The following is a 25,802-nucleotide window of genomic DNA, read 5'->3' on the forward strand; positions in this document are numbered from 1 at the left end:
ACTTTTAAGTCATCAGTCAGCCCCATTCAACATCCGCAGAATATATCTTTGCGATCGAACCATCTGATTTCTTCAGAAGAAGGACTCCTTCGTCACTGATCCCGCTTGCGACCCCTTCAATAATCCATCCGCCGGGCTGGCGCACTTTAATTTGTTTTCCAAGATTGAGAGCCCGCTGTTCCCATAGCGGGCGAATACACGTAAACCCTTCGCTGAGATACCGTGTATACAGTGCTTCGAAGGATTCAAGAAATTCCTGGATGATCAGAGCAAGCGAATAATTTTTTCCTGTCAATGATTTAAGTGAGGCGGCCGAAGTTTTCAGTTCTGCCGGAAAAGAAGAGACATCTATATTTACATTGATACCGACACCGATAACAACTGCTTTGACATAGGTAGCTTCTGCCTGTAATTCAGTTAGAATCCCCACAAGTTTCTTCCCATCACAGAGAATATCATTCGGCCATTTAATGCCGCACGAAAGATTGGTCACTTTTTCGATGCACTTAGCAATGGCAACAGCAGTCAGCAAAGTGAGTTGCGGCGTTTTTTCAATCGGCAGCTCAGGTCGGAGGATCATGCTTAAAGCGATGTTCTTCCCGCGCTGTGATTGCCAGGAGTGTCCGAGACGGCCTCGCCCGCTGACTTGTTCGTTCGTCAGTATGACCGTTCCGTGGACTGCGCCTTCATCCGCGAGACGCAGCGCTTCTTTTTGTGTCGAACCGATGGTGTCATAAAAATGAATGGACTGCCCAAGATGCTTTGTTTTGAGACCAACTGTAACAGCAGCTTCATTAAGTTCATCTGGAACATTCGTGAGTCTGTATCCCTTTTTTTGGACAGATTCTATAAGAAAACCATCTGCCACAAGTGATTGAATGTGTTTCCACACGGCCGTACGCGAACAGCCGATCATCCGGGAGATTTTTTGTCCGGACAAAAATTCATTTTTATGCTCATAAAGAAGCGTCAATACGGCTGTTTTCGATTGTCCTGCCATCTTTTGAACCATACATGGATCGCCTCCTTCTCATTCTCGATCCGGCCATTGACAATCTGCTTCTCCAGTTCACTGATCACTGATGTCATCCATGGTCCCGGCTTTTCATTGGACCATGCGATGAAATCATGTCCGGTTGCGGCAAGATCTCTCCTTGAATGGATCGGGCAGTTTTCCCAGAGTTGATGCACTTCCTGCTGTGCATCCGGCAAAGCGGCTTCTTTAATCAAACCTACGGAAACAAGCAGACGGTTCACTGCCATTGCAATGGAGCATCCGGCAAAGTAAACTGACGCGACATCCCAATCAGTTTTCATTCGGAATCGCGTCCAGTGCATGATTTTTGCAACGTTTCTGCTTCTCTCGTTGGACCATTTCCAGTGTTTTGCAAACGTACTCACCTTCATAATCCTGCACCCTGAGAGGAATGCTGCCCAGCGCTCTTCATCTGACTGAAGAATTCTGTATTGAATAGCAGCCGTTTCATTGAGTGCGTCTGCATGGTCAAGCAAAGGGAGCATAAAGATACACTTAGTCTTATACAGAAGGTGTATGGCCTGCTGTACTCCTTGTCCTGCGAGCAGCCGTACCATTTCCTGATCAATCCGTTCAATTGAGATCTTCTTCAGCAGTGAAGCTTTTCTCAAAAAAGCATTCTGTTCTGCATGGCCAAGTGAAAATTCAAGTTCCGAAGCAAAACGAATACCCCGCATCATTCGTAGCGGATCTTCTGTAATTCGTTCATCCGGACGACCAACCATACGTATCTGTTGCCGTCTGATATCCTCCTGTCCGCCGAACAGATCAATGATCTTTCCGGCGCGATCCATTGCAAGTGCGTTGATCGTGAAGTCACGGCGCATTAAATCCTGATCCAGAGAAGACACAAACGAAACGTGATTTGGATGGCGGAAATCCTCGTAACCGCTTTCTGAGCGAAATGTCGTAACTTCATACGTTCGGCCATGATGAAGAACAGCAACCGTTCCATGATTTATACCGACCGGGACCGTTCGTTTAAAAAGGCAAACAACGTCGTTCGGGCGCGCCGATGTTGCGATATCCACGTCATGAATGGGTCTGTCAATTAAATAATCACGTACAGCACCACCGACGACATAGGCTTCAAATCCATGACCTATCAATTGATCGATGATCCAGGCGGCATTTTTAAAAGGAAAACGCAAAAGGGTCACCCCATTTTTAATGAACATAAACATTTCTCTGTCAGGCTTTGCTTTGGCGTTGATGCACTAATTCGCGCCAATGCATTTCTCCACGACTTAATGCATGCATCAGCAATTCCGCAGATGCCAGATTGGTCGCAAGCGGAATCCGATAGACATCACTCAATCTGAGCAAGGCATTGACATCTGGTTCATGAGGTTGGGCGGTGAGCGGATCACGAAGGAAGATGACCATATCCATTTCATTCGAAGCAATCATCGCCCCGATCTGTTGATCGCCGCCAAGTGGTCCTGACTGAAATCGATGCACCTTAAGACCGGTTGCATCCATCACTTTTTTTCCGGTTGTTCCTGTAGCATAAAGCTCATGCTGTTTTAGAACCTGCGAATAGGCAATTGCGAAGTCAACCATTTCAGGTTTCTTCTTGTCGTGCGCGATTAATGCAATTTTCATGATTTATTTCACTCCTCCTCCCTTTAATGATGAATCAGTCCAGTATATTTTCCAGCCCGTATACAAGTGTTTCTAAATTCATGGCTGTTTTGACCGCATAGTGGACACCATGCATAAATGATGCCCGGTCCATTGAATCATGGCGAAGCGTCAGCAGCTCGCCTTTGCCACCGAACAGGACTTCCTGGTGTGCAATAAGACCAGGAAGTCGTACACTGTGAATACGCATACCATCAAAATCCGCACCGCGTGCGCCTTGAATGGTTTCTTTCTCATCCGGTGCGCCCTGTTTTTTTGCCCCGCGCGTTTTCGCCATCAATTCAGCGGTTTTAATGGCTGTTCCCGATGGTGCATCTTTTTTCTGATCATGGTGTAATTCAATAATTTCCGCATCGGGAAAATATTTTGCAGCCATCTGGCTGAACTTCATCACCAGCACCGCGCCAATCGCGAAATTTGGCGCAATGATTCCACCTAGCTTTTTTTGCTCCATTTGTTTTCGATAATCGATGACTTCATCGTTTGAAAAACCAGATGTTCCGATAACCGGGCGTATCCCGTAATTGATTGCTTTTTGCAAGTTCATTTTTCCTGCCTGTGGATTTGTAAAATCAATCAGGACATCAATCTGTTCTGTTGAAAAACACGCATCGATATCCGTGTACACAGGTATGTCTGGAAACGCAATTTCTTCATGTTTGTGATCGATTGCCGCTACAAGCTGCAAATCCGGCGCATTTGTGACCATATGAATAGTTTCTGATCCCATTCGGCCTCTTGGACCAGCTACAGCTACTCTGATCTTGTCCTTACTGTTCATTTACATCCCTCCGTCAGTCTTTCTTTGTCCATCGATCTTTGTCCCGAGTTTGAAATTTATTCAGCACAGTTTCCACTGCCTGTCCCAGGTCAATATGTAAACTGTTTGCCATGCAAATGACGACAAAAAGAAGGTCGCCCAACTCTTCTTCGACGGTTTTTTCCGGTTCTGTTGGTTTTTTCCTCTTTTCCCCATAATAGTGGTTAATTTCTCTTGCCAGCTCCCCCAATTCTTCCGTTAAACGTGCAGTCAGCGCAAGTGGGGTAAAATAACCTTCTTTAAATTGGTTAATATACATATCAACTTCTTTTTGCAACTGTTCTATAGATTTAGATGACAACAGAATCGCCCCCTCTGTCTCCGCTTCCTATTGTAACGGAAAAAATGCAAGATGCCAAAAAATGACTAAGTTAAAGTAAACATTAAAATTCAACCGCGATTTTAGCAGATCTCATCCGAGCCGCTTCATTTTTTTCTTCAATGTGTGATCACATATTGAAGTCTGAGCAAGTAAACCGTATGATAGAGAATGCAATTTGAATGGAAAGGTTGAACGCACAATGAAGTGGAACTTGCAGACAAAAAACATTTTATTTATTTTGCTTGGCGCTGCAATTTATGCATTCGGTCTCGTAAATTTCAATATGAAAAATATGTTGGCTGAAGGCGGCGTTACAGGGATCACGCTGATTCTTTATAATTTGTTATCCATTGACCCGGCCGTTAGTAATATCGTTCTTAATATTCCATTATTTTTTGCAGGCTGGCGTTTTTTCAAACGAAACGAATTTATCTATACGTTAATCGGAACTTTTTCACTCTCGTTTTTTCTCTATATCTTCCAGCATTGGATTACGTTTGATTTTTCCTTAACACATGATTTATTCTTGGCCGCTTTGTTTGCCGGTGCGTTTATCGGTGGTGGTCTCGGAGTCATTTTTCGTTACGGTGGAACCACTGGCGGCTCTGACATTGTTGCACGGATCACGCATAAAAAATTCGGCTGGGCCATGAGTCAGACTATGCTTGTCATTGATGCGGCAGTCATTATTATCTCTCTGTGCTATTTAGATTACCGGCAAATGATGTATACATTGGTTGGTGTATTTGTGGGTGCCAAAATGATTGATGTTATCCAAAAAGGTGCCTATTCGGCTAAGGCAATCATGATTTTTTCAAAACGGAGCGAAACCATCGCAAAACAGATTATCAGTGTTCTGGATCGAAGTGTAACGCTCATGGATGGAAAGGGCGGTTATACAGGGAAGGAAATGAATGTGCTGTACTGTGTGGTGAGCCGCAACGAAGTGTTTCGTTTAAAAAGTCTGATCCATGAAATTGATCCGAATGCTTTTGTGACCGTCAATGACGTTCATGAAGTATTTGGTGAGGGATTTGCAAACAATGATGTGGAAATGACGACAAAGTTTGTTGACAAGACCTCGCGTTCAGGACGCCGGAATCGGTGAAGCAATGGGAACTATATTGACTCAGACAGAGCGCAAAAACGGGATCAGATCCACATTGGTGATTATCCTGTCATTTCAGAACTGAGGTTATGTAGCCTTTAGTCCCAGCAATCATGGAAACAAAACCAAAAAGACACGTCTCTGTATGTTACAGGACATGTCTTTTCCTATTATTTTATTAAAAATGTCTTATTAAAAATCATGTTTCTGGATCTTTTAAGGAATATAGTATAAGTGCACCAATGGATTCGCCGGGGATTGTCAAAGCCAGGTCTACTTTACAGCACTGGTTTTCTGCGATGCCGCGATTCCTGTTCATAAGAATAGGCAAGTTCAATCAGCTTTGGTTCGCTGAATGAAAGACCGACAAACGTAATACCTGCAGGCTCCCCGTTTGACACGTAGCCTGCAGGAACAGTGATGGACGGATAACCCGCTTTTGCTGCGATGTCCGATCCCTGATCATCCGCAAAAACAAGCGCATCCAGCTTTCTCGTTTTAATGGCTGCATCAAGACCTTCTTTTTGGGAAAGACGCAAGTCTTCTGCACGGTCCGCCAGATATTGTCGATCACCGAGGTCTCCATTTAACCGGTCTGCTTCCTCAAGCAATGTTTGTCCGTATTTAAGTGCTTCATCTGCGTGTTCTTTATTGTAAGCAATTAATTCACTTAAACTGTGTACAGACACTTGATCTGATAAACCTGCAAGATATCGATCCATATCGTACTTGAATTCAGAAATCATAACGGAGGATTTTCGGTTCTTAAGTGTATCCGCAGATGGAATAATTGCTGGATCAACAATCACAGCCCCTTTATCACGCATAAATTCAAGTGCATGATTGATCAGATTCACTTTTTCATCACTGACCGAATCAAGATAACGCCGATCGACACCAATGCGCGCTTTCTTCAATGCGCCACGTTTTAAAAAGACTGTATAGTCCTTCGATACATCTCCCTGACTCCAAATCGTTTCTTCATCATTCTCGTCCATACCTATCATCGCATTAAGCAGCAGCACCGCATCCTTAACCGTACGCGCTATCGGTCCTGCCGTATCCTGGCTGTGTGATAAAGGAATTATCCCGGTGCGGCTGATTAGCCCAATAGTCGGCTTGATTCCAACAAGTGAATTGAAAGCGGCAGGGCATATGATTGAGCCGGATGTTTCGGTCCCCACACCGGCCGCAGCCAAACTTGCGGAAACTGCCGAAGCCACACCGCTGCTGGAACCTCCGACATCAAATGCCTGACCATAGGGATTGCGTACTTGCCCGCCCAGTGAGCTGTATCCATTCGGCATCCCTTCCGTCATGAAGTTAGCAAATTCGGTAAGATTTGCTTTACCGAGAATAATGGCACCGGCACGCTTCAATTGCCGGATCAGAAAAGCGTCTTCATCAGTGCGGTTGAACTGAAGGGCGACGGAACCCGCAGTTGTATGCATGCCAGCACTATTGATATTGTCCTTGATGATAATTGGAATACCAAATAATGGCCCTACCTCGTGTATGACTGATCTCTTGACATCGCAAGCTTCCGCTTCATGCAGAGCGTTTGGATTCAGTTCAATGATTGAATTGAGTATCGGACCATTCCTGTCAATCTGCTCAATCCGATCCAGATACTTTTGAACAAGTTCTTTGGAAGTTACCTGGCCAAGTTTCAATGCTTTCTGCATCTGTGATATGGTCATTTCCTCAATTTCAAAAGGTCTGCGTTTCAGTGCTTCCTGACGCAGATACATCCCTGCAGTAACAGCTGCAGCGGCAGCTCCTGTAAGCGCAGCGGCAAAAGCAAATTTCTTTTTTTTGGACATCAATTTCACTCCGTTAGTCAAGATCATTGCTGTAAATTTATTTTTAATCTTAACGTTTAGAGCAAAAACATGCAAATGTTACTGGAAGGTACGGTAACTTGGACTGCTATCAACAGGAATGCACCGCAGGCGCCAGCGCACCTCCGCTTTGTTTTTTCGGCAAGCCACTGGTTTATTGGTTTTCATATGGGTCAAAATCATATACTTTCAAGGTATAAAAAAACTCAGGAAAGTCCTGAGTTTGACGTTGAAATCTTGATTATTTAGTCACATTTCTCGTGGTCATGGTGATCGTCATCGAAGTCAAAGCGTGGTTCAAATGTTTTTATTGCGACAACATTGTCAAGACAAATGTCTGTAGTTGAAACTTTGTTCCTATCGCAGTCAAACAATGTAAGCACATTTTTGGAGACACCGGCAAAAAATCCCTTTACAGGACGTGAACTTTTCAAAAAAACTTTGATAAAATCGTTTTTGGAGACACCTTCAAGCAAATCCCTGCCATCACATTGACGGCTGTATTGATTGGAGTTGTCATTACTGTAGTTATTGCAGCCGCAACCCGTATTCTGACCGTATACAAAATCATTCCAGCCCATAAACAAATTCCTCCTTGATTGTTTAATGACCTTACATGAATAGTGTATGAGCTACTGAATAGATAGCTATGGACAAAGCAGCCGGTTCATTCGTGTATTTTTGTGAACGAATAATAATCAATGTTGTTTTTTGCCGTATCATCGCTTGATAAATCGCTTTCGTATGTGCTTAAATGAAATAAAACTATCACGTGCTCTTATTTCATGAGTCGACAAAGATGAAGATGGAGGGAATGTATCATGGAAATAAAACAAGGAATCCAGCGTTTTTATATGCTTGACGGCAATAAAGAAATAGGTGAAGTGACTTTTACAGAAGAGCATCCACTTGTGCTCAGCATCAACCACACATATGTTGATCCACACTATCGAGGAAAACATATTGCAAAGCAATTAATTCAGGCCGTCGTCGATCTGGCGGTTAAGGAACACAAGACCATTGATCCCGTATGCTCCTATGCAAAAGCTTGGTTTCAGCGGAATGAATCAGCACAAGCTATTCTATATAAAAAGAAACCATGATGAAGAATTATAGCATGTTTTGAGCGTGAAAATCGCCATTGACGCAGGTGAAGTTCTTCAGAATCATTGCATGACGCGTTATGTACAGAGGATGTGCACTTATTTAGCAAAGACTCCTTTTATTCTGATTGGGGCCAGGCCACCCTCCTTTTGCAAGGGTGCTCTACGTACCTCTTGCCAAGCTATGGCTTTGTTAATTTGATAAGGAGCAAAATCATTAAATTTCTTATCGTACAGAAAGGGCAGATTCGCTATGTCAAATCTGCCCTTTTGCACTCAATATCCAAATAATCGGGATAAACGGGTGACAATATTTTTTTTGCGTTTTTTTTCATCGACTGTCTCTCTTAATTGCATCATTAGTTGCTTATCTCTAAGTTCAATTCTTCGTTCAAACTCAGTACTGAAATGATTGATCATATCATCCACAGCATGCTTTGCCGCGGATGATGCCACTTCTTCAATCATCAAGTGAAACTGTGACTGCTTCATATGAATTTCTTCAGCAGTCTGAGATGCGTCAACGTCAGCTGATCCGAAAGCTGGCAACTGTTCCTTTTTTTTGTTTTCACATACTTCCTGAGCCGCTTTATCAATAGTTTTTCCTGCTTTTATCTTTTCAAGGAGTTGCCTGATTGTCTCAAGATCTTCCCTGAAATAAATTCTTTGATTGCTTTTATTCCGCGTGAAACGGTAGCCGTGCTTCTCTAATCCCATGGTTAAATGTCTAAGCTTGTCCTTAGTGACACCGATTTTCTCAGAGGCGAGTTTAGTAAAGTAGCCGATTGAACGTTCATCAGCACGCATGGACGTAACCTCCTGATCTCTCAAAGTATATAACTGTTTATACCTTATACATGCAGGAGGAAAATTCCTACTTGGTGCCGTTTATTTCTTCAAAAATATAACGACGCATTACGATTATAAAAGCCAATATTGGACAAAAATGGAGACGGAAGCAAGGAATAACCAGCAAATCATGCCAAGAATTATCGGACGAACTCCATTCTTAAGCAGTTTGACTATATTTGTATTCATCCCAATGCATACCATTGCCATGACAATCATATATCTGCCTATGGCGACCAGGGTGCCCAGAAATACTGGAGGAAGAGGTATAACCGTACTCATTAGTGAAGCAATCATGAACCAGATAACAAACCATGGAAAAATTTTCATAATCGAAAAATGTTCGGATACTCCCCTGTCTTTGTGCGCCATCATCATGGACAGCCCGATTGTGACCGGAATAATCATTAATGTACGTGTCAGTTTCACAATAACTGCAAAATTCCCTGCATCCTGACTATATGTATAGCCGGCAGCAACAACTGACGATGTATCGTTAATTGCTGTTCCAGCCCACAGCCCAAACTGGTGATCACTCATGGCAAATAAGTGCCCAAGAAAAGGAAATAAAAAAGCAGCAATAACATTAAAAAGAAAAATGGTAGATATGGAATGCGCCACTTCTTCTTCATTGGCACGAATGACCGGGGCGGTTGCTGCAATAGCCGATCCACCGCAAATGGCCGTTCCAACACCGATAAGTGCCGTTGTCCTGCTCTCATTCTTGAGTAACTTTCCAGCGATGTACGCAGTTAGAAATGTGGCAGTCAGTGTAAATATCATGAGAATCAACGTCTGAGCGCCCGCATGGATAATGTTGAATAAGTTGAGCCCGAAACCCATCAAAATAATTGAATACTGCAGAATTTTTTTGCCCGCATATGTGATTCCGGCATTTAACCTTTCAGGTCTTTTCCAATATGAAAACATAAGACCAAGCAGAATGCCAATAATCGGACTGCCAATAATCGGCAAATATATCCCGGCAATCCATGCCGGACACGCTGCGACTGCTGCAAATGTAATACCAGGAAATAATTTTTTTACAGCGTCCAAGTCAGATCGACCTCCTCCATCTCAACAGTTTTGCACATGTGTAGTACAGGTATCGACCTTTGACCCAGAGCGCACCTGTTGGTTTGTACATAAATGTTTACATAAAAATTAATCCGTAAACAAAAAATGCAAACCGCACATTGACAGATTATACTCCCCATCTTTTGCAGCGCAAACTAACATTATGGCAATTTAGTTAAAAAATGAACTTGAAAGCCAGCAGTGACATTTAACATCGCAAAAAAAATCGACTCTTTTATTGAAGGCTGAGAAACTGGGCTGCCAGAATGAAAAGCACTGCGGCGATGATCATGATGCGTGTCAGCTTTTCTGGCAGAAGCTGACGTTTCTTTCCGTTAAAAAAACCATTGAACTGCCATTTGGTTTTATATAGGACAAACAAAAGTATTTCTGCAGCAATAAACCTGAATAAAAAACTTAATCCATTTATATGAAAGCGGAAAAGATAATCGACCAAAGTGCAAATGACCGACAGAAACACACTGCACAAAGTAAAGCTCAGGAACACACGTATAGAATTATCCCGTTTTTTGAACACACTTGTTCACCTCCACATGTTTATCTGCTTGTTTTCATTTTATTCACGATGAAATTACCCCATGCGGTCACGGAAATAAAACTTATGAATTTGAGACATGCTATATAATGAAAAATTTAGGATACGAGGAGGAGTTTATATGGTTCAAGCAGTTACGGAAGATCCAACCAAAACATACACATCCGGCACTTATCCGAAACAGGAGCAGCCAAGGCCGGGATTACAGTCACGGATGACTCCGATTCCGAATTGCGGTGAGAAAACGTACCACGGATCAGGGAAACTTCAGGGGAAAAAAGTGCTCATAACGGGAGGCGACTCTGGCATTGCCCGTGCCGCAGCAATTGCCTTCGCCCGTGAAGGTGCCGATGTCGCAATTAATTATTTGCCCTATGAGCAATCGGATGCCGAAGATGTAAAACAGTTGATCGAACAATCCGAAAGAAAGGCCGTATTGATTCCCGGTGATGTAACCGACGAGAATTTCTGTAAACAATTAGTAGAGCAAGCCTTCAATCAGTTGGAAGGACTCGACACGTTGGTACTTGTGGCAGGCATGCAGCAAGCATACAAAAGTATCGCCGACATACAAACAGACATCCTGCGCAAAACCTTTGAAACCAATGTGTTTTCACTCTACTGGATTATTCAGGCGGCGCTTCCGCATCTGAAAGAAGGTGCATCAATCATTACGACCAGTTCCATTGAAGCGTATAGCCCGAATCCTGAGCTGCTTAGTTATGCGCCAACAAAAAGTGCGATCGTTGCCTTCACAAAAGGATTGGCGAAGGAATTAATTGCAAAAGGAATTCGCGTGAATTCAGTTGCGCCCGGACCGATTTGGACACCACTTCAGATTTGCGGCGGACAACTACAGAAAAACATTCCCAAATTTGGACAATCCTCGCCTTATAAACGGGCAGGACAGCCGGCAGAGATTGCTCCCGTTTATGTTCTGCTAGCTTCTGACGAAGCCAGCTATATTACTGGACAGATCTACGGTGTGACCGGCGGAATGCCGATCGCCTAAAAAAGCAGTTTTCCGTTTGATTTGGAAAACTGCTTTCTTTTATTGAACTTAAATCGAAGTTTCATCAACGATGTAGCGCATCATCAGTTTCCATTTCGAATGACGAACTGTTTCGGTAAAACCCGCTCTCCGAAAAACGCTGGGTACTCCTTTCCATAGAAAAGCATCCGGTACATTCGAATCATATGGATATTCCGGATATGCTTCAATAATTGGGGCACCCTGAAGCATGCCGTATCGAACTGCCGCTTGAATCAATTCAGCCGATAATCCCATTCTTCGGTGAGTTTTGGCAATGAAAAAACAAGTGATTGACCATACCGGAAGATCGTCAAGCTGTTTAAAGACACGTGAATACGTTAAACGGATAAGCTGCTTCCGGGGAGCAACCGCGCACCAACCGACTGGGCTTCCATCGACATACAACAGTATGCCAACCGGTTCACCGCTCTCAACCAGCCGGCGCATTGCCAGTTGATTTTCTTTTCCCTTCTGAACCTCAAAATCGGACTTTTTTAATCGCCAGTTCATACACCAACATCCGCCACAAGCGCCTCGTTCACCAAAAAGAATGGAAAAGTCATGCCAATGTTCGCGATCCAACGCAAAAGCCTTTATCTTTTTTGATTTATTTTCATAAACAAGCATGACGACACCCGCCCTATCTTAAATGGATTACTGCTCCAGGATGCTCCCCTATTCTATGCGTCCTCAAACAGGAAGCCATAAGTTTTCTGGTGGATAGCAGAAAAAAGATATATTATTTCTGTTCGTGCGGAAAACTGAACGACCTTGAAGATGCAATAAGTGCATTGCCTGAATAATTCAGATTCATTCAAATCCGTGTGTAAAAAAACTGCTTTCCTATGTGAGGGGAAGCAGTTTTTTAACCGAGATGGTTAATTCATTAATTCACAAATGCTGTTTGAGAAAGCAACCGGATCCTGAATTGGCAGTCCTTCGATGAGCAACGCCTGATTATACAGCAAATTCGTATAGCGCTCAACCTTAGGTTGGTCATTAAGATCAAACGCAACCTTTAACGCCTTGAATACACTGTGGCTCGTGTTGATTTCTAGAATCTTGTCTGCTTTGACGTTTTCATTGTTCGGCATTTGGTTAAGCACCTTTTCCATTTCAATTGAGACTTCGCCTTCCGTCGCAAAGCAAACCGGATAAGATTTTAATCGTTTTGAAGCGCGGACACCCTTCACTTTATCCGACAGGACCTCTTTCATTTTATCAAAAAGGTTCTTGTTGGCTTTTTCTTCAGCCTCATCTTTCTTCTTGTCCTGTTCATCTTCAATGCCAAGGTCGCTGCTTGATACAGATTTGAACTCTTTTTCTTTATACTTAATCAGCATTTTGACAGCGAATTCATCGATATCTTCGGTAAAGTAGAGAATTTCATAGCCTTTGTCAGCAACTAATTCTGTCTGCGGCAATTTATCTATTTTTTCATTGGATTCACCGACCGCATAGTAAATATATTTTTGATCTTCAGGCATTCGCGATACGTATTCGTTCAACGTAACCATTTTCTTTTCTTTTGATGAATAAAACATAAGCAGATCCTGCAGGTCTTCCTTGTGCTGGCCGAAGTCCATATAAACGCCATATTTCAATTGACGGCCGAACGCCTTATAAAAAGTCTCATACTGGCTCCGGTCTTCTTTCAGCAACTTCTCAAGCTCTTTTTTTATTTTGTGATTAATATTTTTTGCAATCAGTTTCAATTGCTTGTCCTGCTGCAGAATTTCACGTGAAATGTTCAACGACAGGTCTTCAGAATCGACCAAGCCCTTGACGAAGCTGAAATAGTCCGGAAGCAGATCGGCGCACTTTTCCATAATCATGACGCCATTTGAATAAAGTTCCAAGCCCTTTTCATATTCTTTAGAATAATAATCAAACGGAATGCTTTCCGGGATATACAAGATTGCATGGTAGCGAACCATACCATCTGCCTGGATGTTAATGTGTCTGAGCGGCTTGTCATAGCCATAGTGTTTCTCCATATAAAAATTATCATAGTCCTCTTGCTTTAACTCTGATTTGTTTTTACGCCAGATTGGCACCATGCTGTTGATCGTCTGAACTTCCTTAATTTCTTCAAATTCTTTTTCGTTCTCTTTTTTCGGACGGCTTTCAGTTACCTCCATTTTAATGGGATAACGAATGAAGTCCGAATATTTTTTGATGATCTGGCGCAATCGGTATTCTTCGAGATATTCACTGTATTTTTCATCATCAGTATCTTCTTTTAGCGTGAGAATAATTTCTGTACCGACAGAATCTTTCTCAGCCGGTGTAATCGTATAACCATCGGCGCCTTCGGATTCCCATTTATATGCCTGATTACTGCCCAGCGCCTTACTGATGACGGTTACTTTGTCTGCAACCATAAAAGAAGAATAGAAACCGACACCGAATTGGCCAATAATATCATGATCATCTTTTGAATCATTTTCCGTTTTAAATTTTAATGAACCGCTCTGCGCAATGGTTCCCAGATTTTCTTCCAATTCTTCCTCGGTCATGCCAATGCCAGTATCGGCAACCGTCAAAGTCCTGTTGTCTTTATTTGGTGTAATTTGAATGTAATAATTGTCTTTGTCAAAATTCAGTTTGTCATCAGTCAGTGCGCGATAATAGATTTTGTCAATCGCATCACTGGCGTTTGAAATGATTTCTCTTAAAAAGATTTCCTTTTGCGAATAGATGGAGTGGATCATCATATCCAACAATTTTTTTGATTCTGTCTTAAATTCTTTCGTGGCCATCAGTAATCCCCTTTCTCGCGCTTCTCCATAATTAAACTAAATTCACGCAGTGATTAGCACTCATGAACGATGAGTGCTAATACTCTTTTTATAGCTCACAGAGCCTTCTTTGTCAACTTCTTAAAGGGAAGACGTTTCTGTCGAAAGGCTTTGCAATCGTTAAACAAAACCGCCTTCGATCATCTGCCGGAGAAAAGCATTCATTCAAAGATTCTTCATAAAGTGGCGCATCCGTTTCATGGCTTCCTGAAGCTGGCTCATTGAGGTTGCATAGGAACAGCGGACGAAGCCTTCACCGCTGCTTCCAAACGCATTTCCGGGAACAACAACCACACGTTCCGCATGCAGAAGACGCGTTGCAAAAGTCTCGGAATCCAGTCCGGTTGCTTCTATATTCGGGAATGTATAAAATGCGCCCTCAGGCTTATAACAAGGCAATCCCATGTCATTCAGCGATTGAACAATAAAATTGCGCCGCTGACGATAGCTTTTTCGCATATCTGCCATATCTGAACGCCCATGTCTCAATCCTTCCAGTCCTGCATGCTGAGCCATGGTCGAGGCACACATAATTGCATATTGATGGATTTTCAGCATTCCCTGAGAGAGTTCACGTGGTGCACAGACAAAGCCAAGACGCCAGCCGGTCATCGCCAGATCCTTTGAAAATCCGCTGATTAAAATCGTCTGTTCCTTCATTCCATTCAGTGCAGCGAAACTTGTGTAGAGATCATCATAAACAAGTTCTGCATAAATTTCATCAGAAATGATCAACAAATGATGCTTTTTTGCAACTGCGGCAATTTGTTCCATTTCCGCTCTGCTGAGCATTGAGCCGGTTGGATTATTCGGTGAACAAATCATCATCGCTTTTGTACGTCCGGTTACAGCAGCTTCAAGCTGCCTGGCCTGCACCTTAAAATCGTGTTCCCTTTTTGCTTTTACGCTGACCGGAACTCCGCCAGCAAGCGATACAAGCGGTGCATAAGAAACGAAACACGGCTCAACAACAAGAACCTCATCCCCGGGGTCGAGAACTGCCCGAAGTGCAATGTCTATGGCCTCACTCGCACCGACTGTGACCGTGATCTCACTTTCCGGATCATAAGAGACACAGTAATAGTCATCAACATAACGGGCAATAGCTTCGCGCAGTTCAGGCAGTCCGGCGTTTGCCGTATAGGAAGTAAATCCTTCTTCCAATGATAAAATGGCTGCCTCGCGAACATTCCACGGCGTGACGAAATCCGGTTCACCGACGCCAAGCGAAATGACGTCCGTCATTCCTGCAGTCGCATCAAAAAATTTACGTATTCCGGAAGGCTTTAATGTACGTACGTGTTTTGCCAGGTAAGACGTTTTAATCGCCATCACGGTGACACCACAATTCGACGGTCCTGATCGTCTGAGTCATAGATTGTTCCGTCATGTTTATATTTTTTTAAGACAAAGTGCGTGGTCGTTGAAATAACGCCTTCAATCGTCGACAACTTCTGACTGACAAAGTGGGCAACATCATTAACCGACTGTCCTTCCACCTGCACTGACAGATCGTATGTTCCAGACATCAGATATACTGATTTAACTTCTTTATAACGATAAATACGCTCGGCGACATCATTAAATCCGACATCACGCTTTGGAGTTACTTTAACATCGATCATTGCCGTAACGCCCTGATGGCCGTCAACCTTCGTCCAATCGACAAGTGATTCATAGCGAACAATTACTTTATCTTCTTCAAGTTTTTTAACAATTTGCCGAACTTGATCTGTACTGATGTTCACCATTTTTGCGAGGTCGTCATCGCTGAGCCGCGCATCTTTTTCAAGAATTTCAGCGACTTCAATCTCCGTTGCGGTCAATTTCACCTTCATCATTCCTCTCTGAGCTGCTCTTATCTTCATTTAATTATATAACGTCCAGATGTCTCTAACCACTTTTTATTAGGCATTGTTAAACTTTACTGTCATTTTTTCGATTCGTATGAAAACGAACTTCCGTCTGTATTTCAGTAAGTTTACAATGGAGAAAAACAACGTTTAATTTAAATTGAAAGCGTTTAATAAATGATATACCTGATTCAGACCTTTCGCGGCCAATTGGAAAAAATTTTTTTATACAGTATACTAACAAGTATGAAAATGTCCGTCAATATTTCTTGCAAAAACGGGAGGGTTCATCATGAAGCTGGTGATTGTACGCCACGGTGAAAGTGCCTACAATGAGTTGAATCTGTTCTCTGGCTGGGAAGATATTTCGCTCACAGCAAAAGGTATACAAGAAGCAAAAGAAGCTGGAAAGCAGCTTGCTCAGCAGAAAATGATTTTTGATTATGCATTCACGTCCGTCTTAAAGAGATCAATAAGATCGTTAAACTACATATTGGAAGAAATGGATCAAGAATGGGTTCCTGTACATAAAACATGGCGACTGAATGAACGAAGCTACGGGGCCCTGCAGCGTCTCAATAAAGCAGAAACCGCCAAAGAACAAGGAGAAGAACGTGTGAGCAGGTGGAGAAAAAGCTATGATGCACTGCCGCCGCTGCTTGATCCTTCCGACCCCAGACATCCGAGTCATGATCGACGCTATCAATCCATGGATCAGCGTATACTTCCGGCAGGAGAAAGCCTGAAAACGACACTTGATCGCGTATTGCCGTGCTGGACTGATGAAATCGCACCGCGCCTTCTTGCAGGTAACAATGTTCTGTTGGTCAGCCACCGTAACACGCTTCGCGCACTCGTTAAATATCTTGAAAACATTTCTGACGATGATATTGTAAATGTTGATGTGCCAACCGGCATTCCGGTTATTTATCATTTTGACTCGCAACTGTCTATTGTCTCAAAAAAAGAACTCGGAACGGCCAAAAAAGGCGGCAAGTCGCTTAGTCAGTAAGGTGTGTCAGCAATTTTGAATCAAACAATTAAGAAGAACAGCATTGAAATACTTTCATTAGCCGTACCGGCAATGATTGAAAGTCTGCTTCAAACGATTGTCGGATTTGTCGACACCTTGTTTGTCTCACGCCTGGGACTGGCTGAAGTCACTGCCGTAGGAGTCGCTAATACACTGCTCGCTGTTTATATTGCTGTTTTTATGGCAATTGGAATCGGCACTTCATCCATCATTGCCAAATTTACCGGTGCCGACGATTATCATGACGCAAAGGACGCGGCCCGTCAATCCAGCTGGATTTCACTTATTGCCGGCTTTGCCTTGGGAATTTTCACACTGTGTTTTGCTGAACAGTTGCTACGCCTGATGGGCGCCGATGGAGAGGTGCTCAGCCAGGGCACTCTTTATTTTCGCATTGTCGGCGTGCCATCCTTTGTTATTTCTCTGATGATTCACTTCGGCAATGTTCTCCGCGCCTCTGGAAACACCATAGCACCTATGGTGATCAGTATTTGGATGAATATTATCCATATTGTTCTTGACTATCTGCTTATTTTCGGCATTTTTCAATTTAAGGGATTCGGAGTCGGCGGTGCTGCCGCAGCTACTTTGTTTACAAGAATTATCGGGGTCTGCTTTCTTTATGCAGCAATCCGCCGTTCTCCCATTCGTTTTTCACTGCGGGCATCACCGACAAAAAAAGTACTTGTCTGGCCAATCATCCGTTTATCTGTTCCGGCAATCGGTGAACGGCTGATTATGCGTCTGGGACAAGTGGTTTATCTTGGGATGGTTGTCATCATGGGCACTGAAATTTACGCCGCAAATGCCATTGCTGAAAATATAGAAACATTCGCTTATCTCCCCGGACTGGGATTAAGTGTCGCCGCAACCGTTTTAGTTGGAAAAAGATTAGGTGCGAACCAGTATAAAGAAGCTTATACAATTGGACTTCTTGCTTCTGCAATTTCAGCCGCAATCATGACGGTCAGCGGTATACTGCTCTACTTCATTACTCCCTTTCTTGCGGTCTGGTTCACAAATCAGCCAAGCACTGCTGCGATGATTACGCTTGCAATGAGAATCGATGCTTTCTTTATGCCGCCGCTTGCAATCGGTTTGGTTCTGGCAGGGGCGCTGCAAGGAGCAGGTGACACGAAAACACCATTGTACAGTACTGCCATTGGCATGTGGGGCATTCGCGTGATTTTCATTTATTTGCTCGGAATACGCGCACATATGGGTATATCAGGAATTTGGATCGCGCAAGGAATAGATCTGACCGTGAAGGCTGTCTTTCTTTTCTTTTGCTACCAAAGAAAGTTGGGTCACAAGCGGAAGGTTCTTAGCTGATATAAAGCAGCCATTCCGGGTCAGGTTAACAATTTGTTTCCTTGGTAAATTCAGAAAACCGAGGACGTATAGTCAAAATGAACGATCCAATTGACACGTGCCGGGAAAATTATTTAGGCAGGAAGCCAATTATTTTATTGACAAAATCATCAAGAAATTGATGATCCTCCTCGGTTCCATGAAAATTCGTACAAAAAGTCATTTGTTTCTTATACGTGGTTACGGCGACCTGGAAAAATGGTGCATATTTAATTGAACCGGAAATATATGCGTCTAATACTTCAAGTCCATGGAATTGAAGCGCCTTATCGTTGATAATTCCGATATTGGTCATACCGTTCACTGGAATACTGTAAATTGTTGGAAATAGCTTTTTCGCATCCTGGAGACTGTGCGTCCGATATGCTTCCTCCAAGTCCCAGTACACCCGGAGAGGCTCAAGGCTTTCTTTTTCAGCATCCATTACTTTTTTTACACTGTAAAGGGCCTCATCAAAACGTTCGCCGACATGGCTTGGAACAACACAAGTAATATTCGAAGTGAGATTACAGAATCCAGGCTGACTGTTTTCCGGTAAAAAGGCACGTAGATTTACAGGGCAGTCCAGGACAATTGGGTCGGCACGGACAATTTCGGACAACGCGCATACATATGCTGCAAACAATGCGTCATTGATCGTCGCTCCCCGTTTTTTTGCATACTTTTTAATTGACTCAAATCGTTCTGCGGCGACCTGATGAGTAAGAATAAACGGATGATTGCTGTTCCCTTGCAGTGGCAGATGATCTGCTGCACTTTGATCATATCGAGTCAGCCGGGCATGTTTAATTTGTTCCATCTGCTGAACACTCATTGAATCAAAAACCTGATGAATACTTCGTGCGTTGGGGTTGGCAATCAACGGATGACGCAGTGGCAGGCCTTCAGCAAGTCGTGAATAGCATTCGCTTAACAAATATAAGTAATCTTTAATGCCTACTCCATCACAAATCATATGATTTAACAGAATGGCAAGTGTATCTTTCTCCTGATGTCTGATCACAGCAATTTGGAGCTGTGGTCCTTTTTTTTCATTCAGTTTCCTGGTTAACTGCTCCTGAATGGCCGTATCCGGAAATCTCGTATCGACAATACGGACCATGTCTTGAGCTTGCCACCCCGCCTCTTCCCAGAATGCTTCTTCATTTGCTTCAACATAGCGACAGGAAAGCAGGGGAAGAGCAGACAATGTTGAATGAACGGCCTGGATCAGTAAATCCTCTTCAATCATGCGATCAAAACGAATGACGGCATGCAAAAAATGATCATTTTTTTTCTTTTCTCCTGAGACAAAGTGTTTAATATCCGCACTTTCCGCTGGATAAGTTTTTTGTTGTTTCATCATTCATGTTCATCCTCTCTATACGTTCACTTTTCTGAAGGCTCTTCGTTCTGCATAATGGCTGCATACAGGACAAATGTATATCATCCGTCCGTGATCATCGATATATTTTCTCATTCCTCTTACCTGCCTGTGACACAGCACGCATTGTTTGCCACGAAACAATCGGTTCAATGTCTGAAAAACAGAGTTTAGGGTTCGGTTCAAAAGGGGTACCCCCCTTCAAAATGATATTATTTTTATTATACGTGTAAGTCTGGGCAGGGAGCAAACAAAAGGTTGTTTTTAAAACAACGGCGATGTCCAAAAATCATGGGTCAATTTGTTAAGTGGATTCATGACACATAGAGGGCTCAATGGCGACTTGTCAAGTTACCATCGAGCCCTCTCTTTATTGCAGATTTAACGATCCATTGGCGTAATCTCTAATGAAAATACGTTAATCAATAAGTCAGGCAAGATATGCTTCACGGACCTGTTCGTTCTTCATTAACTCTTCGCCTTTTCCATCAAGTACAATCTGGCCGGTCTGGATAACGTAGCCTCGATCAGCAATCTGTAGTGCCTGATATGCATTTTGTTCAACGAGTAAAATAGTCATGCCTTCTTTGTTCATCTCTTTGATGATGTCAAAAATCTGTTCAACGATGATCGGAGCCAGTCCCATTGAAGGTTCGTCAAGCATCAGCAGTTTTGGCTTCATCATCAGCGCACGGCCTATTGCAAGCATTTGTTGTTCCCCACCGCTCATCGTTCCGCCTTTTTGGCTGAGACGTTCCTTAAGACGGGGGAAATAACTGAATACTCTTTCCATTCTTTCGGAAACAACAGTTTTGTTTTTTTCTGAAAAAGCGCCGATTTGCAGATTTTCCCGTACCGTCAACCGCGGAAAAATGCGCCTTCCTTCTGGAACCTGAGCAATACCCAGCAAAGCTGTTTGATGTGCCGGTTTTTTCGTAATGTCTATACCATCAAAACTAATTGTTCCCTGTTTCGGACGTACCTGACCACTGATCGATTTCAGTGTTGTCGATTTGCCAGCGCCGTTGCTTCCAATTAAGGTCACAATTTCCCCTTTATCAATATACAGATCGATCCCGTTTAATGCTTGAATCTGACCATAATAACTGTCAATTTTACTTATCTTCAGAAAATTTTTGGCCGTTGTTTCAGTCATTGGCAACAGCCCCCTTACCAAGATAGGCTTCAATAACCCGTTTGTTTGATCGAATCTCCTCTGGTTTTCCCGAGGCAATCAGTTCGCCATGATCGAGCACATAAATAAAATCAGAAATCTTCATGACCAGCTTCATATCGTGTTCGATCAGAATAATGGTTACATCCAGTTTCGTGCGTAAATCATAGATTAACTGGGTCAGTCGATCCGTTTCTTTCGGATTCATTCCGGCAGCAGGTTCATCAAGCAGCAGAATTTTCGGTTTTGCGGCAATGGCACGGCCGATCTCTAATCGTCGTTGTGCACCATATGCGAGATTCCCGGCATTCTCATTCGTATATTTGTCAAGACCAACATATTTCAAAATGTCGTAGGCTTCTATTTTGGCATTTTCTTCAATTCTCCGAATATGCGGTAATTGAAGCAGCGTCCCGACCCAATGTGATTTAAGATTTTGGTGCATGCCAACCAGTACATTTTCCAAAACAGTCATATCGTTGAACAAACGAATATTTTGAAACGTACGTGTAATTCCAAACTGTGATACTTGATGCGGTTTCAAGCCAACCAATGATTTTCCATTCAGAAGAATATCACCGGAAGTGGGCTTATATACCGCCGTAATCATGTTGAAAAACGTTGTTTTTCCCGCTCCATTCGGACCGATAACTGCCGTAATTGAGTTTTTTTCAATATTCATCGTGATGTCTGAAGTTGCCGTCAGCCCTCCGAACTTTTTGGTAAGATGATTTACTTCCAATATGTTCACGAATCGGCACCTCCTGATGAAGCTTTATGGGCAAGTTCTGCTGATTCTCTTTCAAGACGCGCCACATCCACTTTCCGATTTTTATGCGGAATTAGCCCTTGCGTACGATACAATGCAAAAATAATCAGCAAAAGCCCAAAGATAAGCAACTGCATTTTTTCCGGGGATAACGCCGGCGGAATCGGAATGCCATACGTAGCACTCAAACTGGATAACCAATTGGAAATGTTGGTCAGAACCTGCGTTCTTAGTATAATCACGACTGCGGCACCGAGAATAACGCCAGGGACGCTTCCCATACCACCCAAGATGACCATAACCAATACGATCGTCGATTCAAGATAAGTAAAACTTGTCGCATCAACAAACATTTGTTTAGCTGCAAAAACGACACCCATCATACCTGAAAATGAAGCGCCGATAGCAAATGCGGCAAGCTTGGTTTTTACCAGCGGGATCCCCATCGCCTGCGCAGCGATTTCATTGTCTCGCACTGCTTTCCAGGCACGGCCCAGTTTTGAATTTTCCAGCTTACGCACGATATAAATAACGACAAGGAAAATACAAAGTGCAATATAATAGAACTGACTTGAACTTCCAATCGATATGCCAAAGAAATTTGGAGGCGTGATGGAAGCGATGCCCATTGAGCCATTTGTAATATTGATCGGATGGTCCATGTTGTTCAGCAAGATACGGATAATTTCCCCAAAGCCCAAAGTAACAATGGCCAGATAATCGCCACGTACGCGCAGAACAGGAACACCAAGAATAATTCCAAATAGTGCAGCGACAAAGGCACCAATTAGGATAAAAATCCAAAATGTCCCTCCTGGCAGTGGATAATGTCCGAATGGCATGAATTTGGCGGCCTGGCCACTGGCAAAGATTGCGTAGGAGTACGCGCCAACCGCGAAAAAGGCGATGAAGCCCAAATCAAGCAGTCCGGCAAATCCGACGACGATATTCAATCCCAATGCCATCGCGCAATAAATACCAACCAGTGTGCCCACTTCCATGTAGGTTTGGTATGATCCGCTGAAACTCGAAATAAAAGGAACAATAACCGCAAGAATGACAAGACCTGTAATCCACTTTGCTTTTAAATTGAAATCAATGTAGTACAAGATCAGGATTGAAAAAAGCAAAAGCAAAAACGCAACCGTTGAGTCCGGTAAAAGAATCAGTCCCAAACCCGTCACAAGTACGTATGCGATAAACAGGATGATTTGATTCCGTTTACTTTCGGCAATTTTGTTAAACAATGCACCCAAACTTGTCACCTACACTTTCTCTACGACTGCTTTGCCAAACAATCCCTCTGGTTTAAAGATCAGAACCAGAATTAATATGATAAAGGCAAAAACATCTTTGTATTCTGCGCCCATCGCGCCATGAGTAATTATGGACAGATTTGCAGCTGCAAACATTTCAAGGAGACCAAGCATTACGCCTCCGAACATCGCGCCGCGAATATTTCCGATACCGCCCAAAACAGCAGCAGTAAACGCTTTGATTCCAAGAATAAATCCAATATATGGATCAATCGTCCCATATTGAATCATAAACAGGACGCCTGTAGCTCCGCCAAGTGCCGAACCAATGAAAAAAGTGACGGAAATAACACGATTAACATTAATCGTCATTAAGGAAGCCGTGTCACGGTCTTGAGCGACCGCACGCATTGCCATACCCCACTTCGTTTTATTGACAAATAGATCCAAAGAGACAAGCATGACTACAGTCACGGCAAGGACAAGAATAAACGATCCCTGAAAAGTCGCATTATTAAAAAACGGAAACCAATCATGTGCACTCAAGGTAAACCGATGATTAAAAATCGAAGGTGCAGTTACTATATAATTTCCCGTTTTCAGCTCAGCGATAAAGCGCACTGAATCTTCAAGGACAAAGGAAATGCCGATCGACGTGATCAGTGCGATCAATTTCGGAGCGTTTTTTCGTCGCAGTGGCCGATAAGCGACCCGTTCGATTCCTACGCCCAATAGTCCGGTCGCAATACCTGCAATGATAATAACAATAAGAAACACAATCAATGCCGGTAAAGCTGTTAAAAAGCCCATACCCATAAAAAGGAAGAGAACAGTTGCTCCGATGAAGGATCCGGTCATAAACACATCGCCATGAGCAAAGTTAATCAATTCAAGAATCCCGTATACCATTGTGTACCCGATCGCGACCACGGCATAAACGACTCCGAGTGTCAGACCGTCAATCAGTACCTGGGGAAGATTCTGAATGATATGTGCAAGCATTATCTCACCACTTTCCAAACAGATTATAAATGGATGTATTTTTGAAGAGAGTCCCTCTATATGTGATTGATTTTCTTAAGAAAAAACTTAAAAGGGTACAGCTTGTTCATCCATACCCTTTTAGTACATAACAAGTTATTTATCGATGTTCAATGCTGTATCAATGCTGTCATCGATCACTATTATTGGCTGATTTCTGCTTTTTGAACCGGCGGATATTTAGCTTGTTCGAAGTTGTAGATATAAACTTTAGCATAAGTATTGTCGCCTTTATCATTAAAGCTTACTTTCGTTGTCACACCGTCATAATCTTTGACTGCACGAATCGCTTTTTCCACTTGTTCACGCGATGGCTTTTTACCATCATTGTCATTGATTGCATTCATAAGTCCTTTAAGAATTACGGCAGCACTGTCATAGCCATACGCTGAATAAGATTCAACATTCTTGCCGAATTTGTCTTTGTACTTCTTAGCAAATTCCTGACCTTTTTCCGTTTTCGTAACATCCCCTGCAACAGAGGTCAGATAGACACCTTTAACTGCATCACCTGCAATTTGCACGGTTGAAGACGAATCGAGTCCGTCACCACCCATGATCGGGCCATTAAATCCTTTTTGACGGGCCTGCTTGATAATCAGGCCGCCTTCCGCATAAACACCGCCAAAATAAATGAGGTCCGGTTTTTTGGCAACTGCCTGGCTTAATACTCCGCTGAAGTCTTTTTCACCAACCGTAATGCCTTCATAACCAACAATTTCTGCACCAAGCTTTTTCGCCTGATCTCTGAACTGTTCGGCAAGTCCTGAACCATAAGCTGTTTTATCCTGGATGACAAAAATCTTTTTTGCTTTCAGTGTTTTAACAGCAAAGTTCGCACCTGCCGGTCCCTGAAAGTCGTCACGTGCACAAATACGGTTTACCGATTTCAAACCTCTGTCGGTCACTACAGTTGCGGTCGTTGCCGGAGATACCATTGCAAGATTATTCTTTTCATAAACTTCGGATGATGGAATTGCAACGCCGGAATTCAAGTGACCAACTAATGCCAGAACATTTTTATCCGAAGCAAGAATCTGTGCATTTGCAACGCCTTTTTTGGGATCCCCTTGATCATCAAGATCTTTGAGTTTAATCGTAAATCCTTTTTTTTCAAAAGCTGCCTTCTGATCTTCGATCGCCAGTTGGGCACCAAGACGGATTGCATCGCCTAGCGTTGCGCTGGACCCGGACAATGGAGACTGGCTGCCAATTTCAATAACTTCTTTACCGCCTGAGCTCCCAGAATTTGAGGCACAGCCACTGATTAACCCAAGCACAATTATGACAGCTGCTGCTAAAGGAACCATTTTCTTTAATTTCATTTTAACCCTCCTTTTTGTAAAAACGGAACAACTCAAAAAAATCAGATAATATTATGTAGGACTCACCCCCGCAATAAGGCTGTATTATTTCTCTATTTTTAATGCGGCTCTTTAGAAACATAATAATTAATTATAATAATATAGTCATTGTCTATGTCAGATATTCTGACATTAAATTTATTGTGAGTTCCTCTCCTGATCGTAAAAAAATCCCTTAATACCGCACATAAAAACGTTTTCATTATATTAATAAAAATAATATTATTTGGATAAATGTAAATGTTCGAATTTAATGTCTGAATTCGTAAAATCCGTTAAAAAATGATACCATAATGAAATTGAAATACATCATCCGTTTTCCATATCAATATTTTTCCTGATAACTAGAATGATTAAAAAAAACAGATTATAATAACAATACCAAGTA

The 25,802-nt window shown here is 42.7% G+C and carries 25 protein-coding genes; 5 read left to right on the top strand and 20 right to left on the bottom strand.

The features are described 5' to 3' along the window. Window positions 1–16 precede the first annotated feature (16 nt). From M3N64_RS11850 to M3N64_RS11870, 5 genes are read right to left on the bottom strand one after another with little or no spacing between them, the layout of a single operon-like run. The gene (locus M3N64_RS11850; RefSeq protein WP_249102501.1) at window positions 17–1,012 is read right to left on the bottom strand and encodes a biotin--[acetyl-CoA-carboxylase] ligase; all 996 of its coding nucleotides are present in this window, start codon (window positions 1,010–1,012) and stop codon (window positions 17–19) included. Further along, window positions 970–2,214 carry a CCA tRNA nucleotidyltransferase gene (locus M3N64_RS11855; protein ID WP_249102504.1) on the bottom strand — a complete coding sequence of 415 codons (1,245 nt, stop codon included), beginning with the start codon at window positions 2,212–2,214 and terminating at the stop codon, window positions 970–972. Before M3N64_RS11855 ends, M3N64_RS11850 begins: the two co-directional genes overlap by 43 nt. Before the next feature lie 13 nt (window positions 2,215–2,227). Continuing rightward, entirely contained in the window at window positions 2,228–2,641 is a 414-nt protein-coding gene (locus M3N64_RS11860; RefSeq protein WP_249102508.1) for a methylglyoxal synthase, read from the bottom strand. Window positions 2,642–2,675: 34 nt separating this feature from the next. After that, window positions 2,676–3,461, bottom strand: coding sequence for a 4-hydroxy-tetrahydrodipicolinate reductase (dapB, locus tag M3N64_RS11865; protein ID WP_249102513.1), 786 nt, complete (start codon window positions 3,459–3,461; stop codon window positions 2,676–2,678). Window positions 3,462–3,474: 13 nt separating this feature from the next. Next, window positions 3,475–3,759 (bottom strand): nucleotide pyrophosphohydrolase, encoded by a 285-nt coding sequence (locus M3N64_RS11870; protein ID WP_249102591.1) that lies wholly within the window; start codon window positions 3,757–3,759, stop codon window positions 3,475–3,477. Between the two features lie 262 nt (window positions 3,760–4,021). Between M3N64_RS11870 and M3N64_RS11875 the strand changes: the two genes are divergently transcribed. Then, window positions 4,022–4,930 carry a YitT family protein gene (locus M3N64_RS11875; RefSeq protein ID WP_249102516.1) on the top strand — a complete coding sequence of 303 codons (909 nt, stop codon included), beginning with the start codon at window positions 4,022–4,024 and terminating at the stop codon, window positions 4,928–4,930. Window positions 4,931–5,208: 278 nt separating this feature from the next. Here the strand turns inward: M3N64_RS11875 and M3N64_RS11880 are convergent, their stop codons facing one another. Both M3N64_RS11880 and M3N64_RS11885 read right to left on the bottom strand, forming a co-directional pair. Further along, on the bottom strand, window positions 5,209–6,753 hold the full coding sequence (locus tag M3N64_RS11880) for an amidase family protein (RefSeq protein WP_249102522.1): 1,545 nt from the start codon (window positions 6,751–6,753) through the stop codon (window positions 5,209–5,211). A gap of 263 nt (window positions 6,754–7,016) precedes the next feature. After that, window positions 7,017–7,352 (bottom strand): hypothetical protein, encoded by a 336-nt coding sequence (locus M3N64_RS11885; protein WP_249102525.1) that lies wholly within the window; start codon window positions 7,350–7,352, stop codon window positions 7,017–7,019. Window positions 7,353–7,592: 240 nt separating this feature from the next. On the opposite strand from M3N64_RS11885, the gene M3N64_RS11890 reads away from it, so the two are divergent. Further along, a complete protein-coding gene (locus M3N64_RS11890) occupies window positions 7,593–7,874 on the top strand; it encodes a GNAT family N-acetyltransferase (RefSeq protein ID WP_249102526.1) in 282 nt (93 codons plus the stop codon). A gap of 276 nt (window positions 7,875–8,150) precedes the next feature. On the opposite strand, the gene M3N64_RS11895 is transcribed toward M3N64_RS11890, so the two are convergent. The 3 genes from M3N64_RS11895 to M3N64_RS11905 all read right to left on the bottom strand — a co-directional run bounded on the left by M3N64_RS11895 (window position 8,151) and on the right by M3N64_RS11905 (window position 10,338). After that, complete coding sequence (locus M3N64_RS11895; protein WP_249102528.1) at window positions 8,151–8,681, bottom strand: MerR family transcriptional regulator; 531 nt, start codon at window positions 8,679–8,681, stop codon at window positions 8,151–8,153. A gap of 114 nt (window positions 8,682–8,795) precedes the next feature. Next, window positions 8,796–9,779 (bottom strand): YeiH family protein, encoded by a 984-nt coding sequence (locus tag M3N64_RS11900; protein ID WP_249102530.1) that lies wholly within the window; start codon window positions 9,777–9,779, stop codon window positions 8,796–8,798. Between the two features lie 256 nt (window positions 9,780–10,035). Further along, window positions 10,036–10,338 (bottom strand): hypothetical protein, encoded by a 303-nt coding sequence (locus M3N64_RS11905; protein WP_249102532.1) that lies wholly within the window; start codon window positions 10,336–10,338, stop codon window positions 10,036–10,038. A 139-nt stretch (window positions 10,339–10,477) separates the two neighbouring features. On the opposite strand from M3N64_RS11905, the gene M3N64_RS11910 reads away from it, so the two are divergent. Beyond that, window positions 10,478–11,368 carry an SDR family oxidoreductase gene (locus tag M3N64_RS11910; RefSeq protein WP_249102534.1) on the top strand — a complete coding sequence of 297 codons (891 nt, stop codon included), beginning with the start codon at window positions 10,478–10,480 and terminating at the stop codon, window positions 11,366–11,368. Window positions 11,369–11,416: 48 nt separating this feature from the next. Here M3N64_RS11910 and M3N64_RS11915 read toward each other — a convergent pair whose 3' ends face one another. The 4 genes from M3N64_RS11915 to M3N64_RS11930 form a co-directional block, all read right to left on the bottom strand. Next, window positions 11,417–12,016: a GNAT family N-acetyltransferase gene (locus M3N64_RS11915; RefSeq protein ID WP_249102540.1), complete on the bottom strand. Its 600-nt coding sequence runs from the start codon at window positions 12,014–12,016 to the stop codon at window positions 11,417–11,419. Window positions 12,017–12,267: 251 nt separating this feature from the next. Further along, window positions 12,268–14,151, bottom strand: a complete 1,884-nt coding sequence (htpG, locus tag M3N64_RS11920; RefSeq protein WP_249102548.1) for a molecular chaperone HtpG — start codon at window positions 14,149–14,151, stop codon at window positions 12,268–12,270. A gap of 204 nt (window positions 14,152–14,355) precedes the next feature. After that, window positions 14,356–15,522 (bottom strand): aminotransferase, encoded by a 1,167-nt coding sequence (locus M3N64_RS11925; protein ID WP_249102550.1) that lies wholly within the window; start codon window positions 15,520–15,522, stop codon window positions 14,356–14,358. Further along, a complete protein-coding gene (locus tag M3N64_RS11930; RefSeq protein WP_249102592.1) occupies window positions 15,522–16,022 on the bottom strand; it encodes an Lrp/AsnC family transcriptional regulator in 501 nt (166 codons plus the stop codon). Before M3N64_RS11930 ends, M3N64_RS11925 begins: the two co-directional genes overlap by 1 nt. Before the next feature lie 313 nt (window positions 16,023–16,335). Here M3N64_RS11930 and gpmA point away from each other — a divergent pair, with 313 nt between their 5' ends. Together gpmA and M3N64_RS11940 are read left to right on the top strand one after the other, a co-directional pair. After that, window positions 16,336–17,055: a 2,3-diphosphoglycerate-dependent phosphoglycerate mutase gene (gpmA, locus tag M3N64_RS11935; protein ID WP_249102560.1), complete on the top strand. Its 720-nt coding sequence runs from the start codon at window positions 16,336–16,338 to the stop codon at window positions 17,053–17,055. A gap of 15 nt (window positions 17,056–17,070) precedes the next feature. After that, the gene (locus M3N64_RS11940) at window positions 17,071–18,408 is read left to right on the top strand and encodes an MATE family efflux transporter (RefSeq protein WP_283163439.1); all 1,338 of its coding nucleotides are present in this window, start codon (window positions 17,071–17,073) and stop codon (window positions 18,406–18,408) included. Window positions 18,409–18,517: 109 nt separating this feature from the next. Here the strand turns inward: M3N64_RS11940 and M3N64_RS11945 are convergent, their stop codons facing one another. The 6 genes from M3N64_RS11945 to M3N64_RS11970 form a co-directional block, all read right to left on the bottom strand. After that, window positions 18,518–19,792, bottom strand: coding sequence for a condensation domain-containing protein (locus M3N64_RS11945; protein WP_249102563.1), 1,275 nt, complete (start codon window positions 19,790–19,792; stop codon window positions 18,518–18,520). Between the two features lie 448 nt (window positions 19,793–20,240). After that, window positions 20,241–20,966 carry an ABC transporter ATP-binding protein gene (locus M3N64_RS11950; protein WP_249102566.1) on the bottom strand — a complete coding sequence of 242 codons (726 nt, stop codon included), beginning with the start codon at window positions 20,964–20,966 and terminating at the stop codon, window positions 20,241–20,243. Next, on the bottom strand, window positions 20,959–21,735 hold the full coding sequence (locus M3N64_RS11955; protein WP_249102568.1) for an ABC transporter ATP-binding protein: 777 nt from the start codon (window positions 21,733–21,735) through the stop codon (window positions 20,959–20,961). Before M3N64_RS11955 ends, M3N64_RS11950 begins: the two co-directional genes overlap by 8 nt. Further along, a complete protein-coding gene (locus tag M3N64_RS11960; RefSeq protein WP_249102569.1) occupies window positions 21,732–23,018 on the bottom strand; it encodes a branched-chain amino acid ABC transporter permease in 1,287 nt (428 codons plus the stop codon). Before M3N64_RS11960 ends, M3N64_RS11955 begins: the two co-directional genes overlap by 4 nt. After that, window positions 23,019–24,011 (bottom strand): branched-chain amino acid ABC transporter permease, encoded by a 993-nt coding sequence (locus M3N64_RS11965; RefSeq protein WP_249102570.1) that lies wholly within the window; start codon window positions 24,009–24,011, stop codon window positions 23,019–23,021. A gap of 182 nt (window positions 24,012–24,193) precedes the next feature. After that, window positions 24,194–25,375: a branched-chain amino acid ABC transporter substrate-binding protein gene (locus M3N64_RS11970; protein WP_249102572.1), complete on the bottom strand. Its 1,182-nt coding sequence runs from the start codon at window positions 25,373–25,375 to the stop codon at window positions 24,194–24,196. Between the last annotated feature and the right edge of the window lie 427 nt (window positions 25,376–25,802).

Source organism: Sporolactobacillus mangiferae (genome assembly GCF_023336505.1).
Classification (GTDB): Bacteria; Bacillota; Bacilli; order Bacillales; family Sporolactobacillaceae; genus Sporolactobacillus; species Sporolactobacillus mangiferae.